Annotated in this window: 4 protein-coding genes; all 4 read right to left on the bottom strand. The window is 64.9% G+C overall.

The window, feature by feature from the left end; translation table 11 throughout:
* Positions 1–541, bottom strand: a 541-nt coding sequence (locus AC3AYF_RS16755) for a disulfide bond formation protein B (RefSeq protein WP_487780044.1), incomplete at its 3' end; no start/stop codon positions are given.
* A gap of 101 nt (positions 542–642) precedes the next feature.
* Positions 643–2,214, bottom strand: a complete 1,572-nt coding sequence (gene gshA, locus AC3AYF_RS16750) for a glutamate--cysteine ligase (protein WP_295038626.1) — start codon at positions 2,212–2,214, stop codon at positions 643–645.
* Between the two features lie 243 nt (positions 2,215–2,457).
* On the bottom strand, positions 2,458–4,812 hold the full coding sequence (locus AC3AYF_RS16745; RefSeq protein WP_295038603.1) for a Tex family protein: 2,355 nt from the start codon (positions 4,810–4,812) through the stop codon (positions 2,458–2,460).
* Positions 4,813–4,991: 179 nt separating this feature from the next.
* The gene (locus AC3AYF_RS16740) at positions 4,992–6,563 is read right to left on the bottom strand and encodes a phosphoenolpyruvate carboxykinase (RefSeq protein WP_295038601.1); all 1,572 of its coding nucleotides are present in this window, start codon (positions 6,561–6,563) and stop codon (positions 4,992–4,994) included.
* Between the last annotated feature and the right edge of the window lie 54 nt (positions 6,564–6,617).

Below are 6,617 nucleotides of genomic sequence, written 5' to 3'. Positions count from 1 at the left end.
CTGCCGGTTCGCGGACCGTCCTGCCACTGTAGCGCAATCGGGATACCAACATCATCACCGGAATGGTCGCCATGACGACGAAACCCAACAGTGTCCATTGCGGCAACGTGACGCCCCACAGCGCCCCCTCGACGGCCGCGCACTCACCGGAACCGTGGAGTACGCGGGCCATGACATCCCACAACGGCAGCATGTCCATCATGTAGTCCAGGCCGGGCCCACAGCTTGGCACGCTGTCCGGTGGCAGGGTCTGCAGCCAGACATGCCGCCCCGCCACGCCGATGCCCGTCAGCACGGCAATCAGAGCGAGTAGCGCATAGACCAGGCCTCCGGATTTGCCGGGGTTGTGAATCGCCCCGATCAGGAATACGACACCCGCGGAGATCACCGCAACGCGCTGGAAGATGCACAAGGGGCAAGGCTCGAGGCCGACGCCATACTGCAGGTAGAGCGCGACCGCCATCATGAAGCAGGACATCAACAGCCCCAGCAGGCACCACTGACGCATACTGGCTTGCGCCACCCAACGCTTGATTTGCATGTCTCGTTTCCACTGAGGGCCAGTGCGGTCCAGCACCGGCCGTGCTTCCATTTCACGACAGCCGATCCTGGGCTCTCGCCGAACGTTACGGATTCACTGACTCACGCCGCCGAACGAGGTTCCCTCGCCCGCTGGAAATAATCAGTGATGAAGCGTGCGAACGACACCCGGTCTTCGGCTTCGATGTCGTGCTGCTGCTGGTGCGACGTCTCGACCAGTTGGGAAAAGAGTTCGGCACGCGACTCGTCCATCGGCGTCGAGCGCCAATGACGCCCCTGCTCCTTGGCCAGATCGGCAATGAAATCGGTCCACTCACCGCCATGCGCCTCCAGAGCCCGCAGCATCTGCGCCGAGGGGGTCAGCTCCGGGTCGTCGAGCCGCCGGGCAATCGTCTCGATGGCGGCAGCGTGAAGACAGTCGCCCTCGATGGCGTCGAGCAGGCCGGCGACCTCGCGCAGCCCATCGACGATCTCGTGGCCCCGAGTCCGCAGCGGCAAGTGACGATCGCCAATCCGCAGCTTCAGATCCGGATCGCGGCCGCGCTCGACCACCAGCCGGCGATTGTCGTCCAGCCGGTCGCACTCCTCGTCCGGAATCCAGGGACTCTCGGAGAGCAGGCACCAGAGCAGGAAGGTATCCATGAAACGCATCTGCGGCTCATCGATTCCCAGCGGCAGGAACGGATTCAGATCGAGACAACGCACCTCGATATATTCGACGCCGCGCGCTTCCAGAGCCTGCGTGGGCGTCTCGTCGTGTCGCGCCACCCGTTTCGGACGGATGTCGCTGTAGTACTCGTTTTCGATCTGCAGAATGTTGGCGCTGAGCTGTCGCCACTCGCCGTCCACCTCCACACCGATCCGGCGATAATCCGGCCACTCGGCGGAGATGGCGTGACGGAGCGTGCCGACATAATTGGAGAGCGAGTTGAAGCAGATCTTCAACTGCTCCTGGACCTTGTTCTGATAGCCCAGATCGGACATCCGCAGGCTGGTCGCGTAGGGCGCGTAGAGCGTGCGCTGGCCCATCGACTTCAGCTTGTCGCAGCGATTGTCGCCGCCCTCCTCCCCCAGGAAGCTGCGGTCCAGCGCCGGGGAGGCACCGAACAGATAGAGCAGCAGCCAGCTGTTGCGGCGGAAGTTGCGGATCAGATCGAAGTAGCGGGCCGAGCGATACCCCTGCAGCGATTCGCCCTGCCGCCCCTCCTGTTCCCGCAGCAGCGGCCAGATGTCATCCGGCAGAGAGACGTTGTAGTGAATGCCGGCAATCGACTGCATGATGCGGCCGTAGCGTACATCCAGCCCCTTGCGGTAGACATGCTTCATGGTGCCGACGTTGGACGTGCCGTAGTCGGCGATCGGTACGCTGTCGTTGCCGGAGAGCCGCGCCGGCATGCTGGCCGGCCACAGCCACTCGTCGTCGAGCTGACGATAGGTGAAGCGGACCAGATCACCCAGGAACGAGAGCGCATCGGCAGGACGACAATAGACCGGGGTGATGTACTCGAGCAGCGCCTCCGAGTAGTCGGTGGTGATGTGGGGGTGGGTCAGCTTCGAGCCGAGCGAGTGCGGATGGAGGGTCTGCACGATGGCGGCCTTGGAATCGACACGCAGCCCTTCCTTCTCGATGCCCCGCCGTAGACGACCGAGCAATCCCTTCTGGGCCGGCGCCATCAGTTGGCCGACGTTCGTGGCGAGTTGATCAGACACGCTCAACACCTTATTTCGTGGGAAGAGCTCTGCTCCCCCGTTTGTCCGTGCGCCGACGGCTCCGGACGCCATTGCTGTCGCCGGAGCCACCGCGAGCCAAACCTCATTATGGAGCCGACGATAGCGCTTTCAAGGCTAACGACTTCGCGGCCCGGTATCAGGAGTGTTGTCGTTCCGGCGCGAGCGTGCGTGAAACGCCAACACTCCCTAGCGTCGTCGCTGCGCCTTGAGCAGCGCCTCGGCCATCGCGCCGCCCGGCTGCGCGGGCTGGCGATCATTGCCACCCTGTCGCGGCTGACGACCCCGCGCCCCGCCACGAGGCTTGCCGCTGCCCGACCGGCGCTCGCCGGGGGCCGCTTTCTCACCGGGTGCGTCACCCAGTCGCATCGTCAATCCGATCCGCTGTCGCGCCACGTCGACCTCGAGCACCTTGACCTTGACGATATCGCCGGCCTTGACCACCTGCCGCGGATCGTCGACGAACTTGTCGGCCAGCGCGGAGATATGCACCAGCCCGTCCTGGTGCACGCCGATATCGATGAAGGCGCCGAAATGGGTCACGTTGGTGACGACACCCTCCAGCAGCATGCCCGGCTCGAGATCGCCGATCTTCTCCACGCCCTCGCGAAAGGTCGCTGCCTTGAATTCCGGGCGGGGATCGCGGCCCGGCTTGTCGAGTTCAGCCAGGATATCGATGACCGTCGGCACCCCGAACGCCTCGTCGACGTAGTCCGAGGGCTTGAGCGTCTTGAGATAGCGGCTGTCTCCGATCAGCCCGCCCAGTTCGCGCCCGTTGCGCTCGGCAATGCGCGCCACCAGTGGGTAGGCCTCAGGGTGCACCGCGCTGGCATCGAGCGGATTGGCGCCGCCCATGATGCGCAGGAAGCCCGCACACTGCTCGAAAGTCTTGGGACCCAATCTGTCGACGCCGAGGAGCTCCTGACGGGTGCGAAACGGCCCCTCGCGGTCGCGCCGCGCCACGATGTTGTCGGCGAGCATCGTGCTCAGGCCGGATACCCGGGAGAGCAGCGCGCTGGAGGCGGTGTTGAGATCCACGCCCACCGCGTTGACGCAGTCCTCGATCACCGTCTCGAGGCTCCGGGACAGGTTCACCTGGGAGACATCGTGCTGATACTGGCCGACACCGATCGACTTGGGATCGATCTTGACCAGCTCGGCCTGCGGGTCCTGCAGTCGCCGGGCGATCGATACCGCCCCGCGAATCGATACATCGAGGTCGGGAAACTCCCTGGCCGCCAGCTCCGATGCCGAGTAGACCGATGCGCCGGCTTCGCTCACCATCACCTTGGTGAGCTGGCGTGGCGCCACGCGCTTGACCAGTTCGGCGGCCAGCTTGTCGGTTTCACGGCTGGCGGTACCGTTGCCGATCGCCACCAGCGACACGTCATGGCGCTCCACCAGCGCGGCCAGGGTCGCCAGCGCCTCGTCCCAGCGCTTCTGCGGCGCGTGCGGATAGATGACGGCCTGCTCCAGGAAACGCCCGGTGGCATCGACGACGGCGACCTTGCAGCCCGTGCGCTGGCCGGGGTCGAGCCCCAGCGTGGTGCGCGGTCCGGCGGGTGCCGCCAGCAACAGATCCTTGAGGTTGGCGGCGAAGACATCGATCGCCTCCTGCTCGGCCCGCTCCCGCAGACGGCCCATCAGTTCGGTTTCCAGATGGGTGTAGAGCTTCACCCGCCAGGTCCAGCGAACCACTTCCTTCAGCCATCGAGAGGCGGCCTGCTCGGCACCCAGGTCGATACCCACATGGCGGGCGATCGCCACCTCGGCAGGATGGATCGGCGCGTCGTCCTCGCCGTCCATGACCAGCGAGAGAGCCAGCACCCCCTCCTTGCGCCCCCGGAACATCGCCAGCGCGCGGTGCGATGGCGTCTTGGCCAGCGCCTCGTCGTGCTCGAAATAGTCCGAGAACTTGCTGCCTTCCGCCTCCTTGCCCTTGACCAGCCGGGCACGCAGCTGGCCATCCTCCCACAGTCGCTCGCGTAGCCGACCGACCAGCTCGGCCTCTTCACTGAAGCGCTCCATCAGGATCTGCTTGGCACCGTCCAGCGCGCCCTTGGCGTCCTCGACACCATGGCTGGCGCCGGTGGCGCTGTCGATGAACGCTGCCGCCTCGCGTTCCGGATCCAGACCGGGCTCGGCCAGCAGGCGATCGGCCAGGGGTTCCAGCCCGGCTTCGCGGGCGATCTGGGCCTTGGTCCGGCGTTTCTTCCGATAAGGCAGATAGAGGTCTTCCAGCCGCTGCTTGGTGGTCGCCGCCAGCAGATCGGCACGGAGCGCCTCGGTCATCTGCCCCTGCTCGTCGATCGCCTGCACGATCGCATCGCGCCGCTCCTCCATTTCACGCAGGTAGCGCAGGCGCTCTTCCAGCGTGCGGAGCTGGCTGTCGTCGAGTCCGCCGGTGACTTCCTTGCGGTAGCGGGCGATGAACGGGACGGTGGCGCCGCCATCCAGCAGTTCGACGGCGGCATGAACCTGAGGGGGGCGAACGCCGAGCTCGTCGGCGATCAGCGCGGTGATTGCGGATTGGGTGTTGGACATGAAAATCATCACGATGAACAAGATCGCGCCACGTTAGCACAGCGACGCACGGGGCTCACTCTCCGGCGCATCGCAACGCCGGAATCGAAAGGGGATGGCCGCTGGCCATCCCCTTGATGCAGTGCCGAACGGGGCCGGCAGCGCGCTTGCGGCAGAATGTCGTCTTTCGACGGGACCGGTCAGAGCCTCTGCGGGCCGGCGGCCAGAATCGCCGAATCGACATCGTCGAACTTGGTGAAGTTGTCCGTGAACTTGGCGATCAGCGCATTCATCTGCTCTCGATAGGCTTCCCGATCCTCCCAGGCATCGCGCGGATCGAGCAGTCTGGCATCGACGCCCTCCACCGCCACCGGCACATCCAGGTTCAGCCCTTCGATATGGCGCGTCTCGACGTCCTTCAGGTCACCCTCCTGAATGGCGCGGATGATCGCCCGGGTGGTCGGGATGCTGAAGCGGCTGCCGCCCTGACCGTAAGCGCCGCCGCTCCACCCCGTGTTGACCAGATAGACCCGGGATTCGAACGCTTCGATACGCTTGATCAGCAGTTCGGCGTATTCGTGGGCCGGACGCGGAAAGAACGGCGCCCCGAAGCAGGTCGAGAAAGTCGCTTCCAGGCCGCTGGTGGAGCCCATCTCGGTGGACCCGACCTTGGCCGTGTAGCCGGAGAGGAAGTGATAGGCAGCCGCTTCCTTGGAGAGCAGCGAGACCGGCGGCAGCACCCCGCTCATGTCGCAGGTCAGGAAGATGATCGCGCTGGGTTCGCCAGCGCGATTCTCCTCCACCCGCTTGGCGACGAACTCGAGCGGATACCCCGCCCGGCCGTTCTGGGTCAGGCTGTCATCGGTATAATCGGGAATGCGGTCCTCGGTGAGAACCACGTTTTCCAGCACGGTGCCGAAGCGGATGGCATCCCAGATGATCGGCTCGTTCTTGCGTGACAGATCGATGGTCTTGGCGTAGCACCCCCCTTCGAAGTTGAAGACGGTGCCCTCTCCCCAGCCGTGCTCGTCATCGCCGATGAGATAGCGCTCGGGGTCCGCCGACAGCGTGGTCTTGCCGGTGCCGGAGAGGCCGAAGAACAGCGTGGTCTCGCCGTCCTCGCCGACGTTGGCGCTGCAGTGCATCGGCAACACGTCCTTCTCCGGCAGCAGAAAGTTCTGAACCGAGAACATCGCCTTCTTCATTTCACCCGCGTAGCGCATGCCGGCCAGCAGCACCCGGCGGCGGGCGAAATTGATCATCACCGTGCTTTCGGAGCGAGTGCCATCGCGCTGCGGCTCGCAGACGAAATCAGGTGCGCTCAGCACCGTCCACTCGCTCTTGTCCTTGGGGTTCCAGTTTTCGGGACGCACGAACAGATTGCGTGCGTAAAGGTTGTGCCACGCCCTCTGCGTGACGACGCGAATCGGCAGGTAGTATTCCGGATCGGCACCGACGTGGAGTTCCGAAACGAAGGTCTCTCCCCCCGCCAGATAGTCCTCCACCCGCTCCCACAGCGCATCGAACACGTCCGGCCCGATCGGACGGTTGACCTGGCCCCAGTCGATCAGATCCGAGGGCGAGGGCTCCTCGACGATGAAACGGTCCAGCGTGGACCGGCCGGTGCGCTCGCCAGTTTCCACCACCAGTGCGCCATTGTCGGCCAGCACGCCTTCGCCCCTCGCCAGGGCATATTCGACCAGCTCGGCCGCGGTCAAATGGGTATGCGCTTTCGCGCCGGCAGCCTGGGAGATGGCTTGAGAGGTGGTCATTATCCAATCCTGGGCTCGAAGGCCTCTGCTTTCGTATCGTTTCACAGCGTCGAA

The sequence above is a fragment of the Salinicola sp. genome, from assembly GCF_982684285.1.
This window is presented reverse-complemented; position numbering and strand designations above follow the sequence as displayed.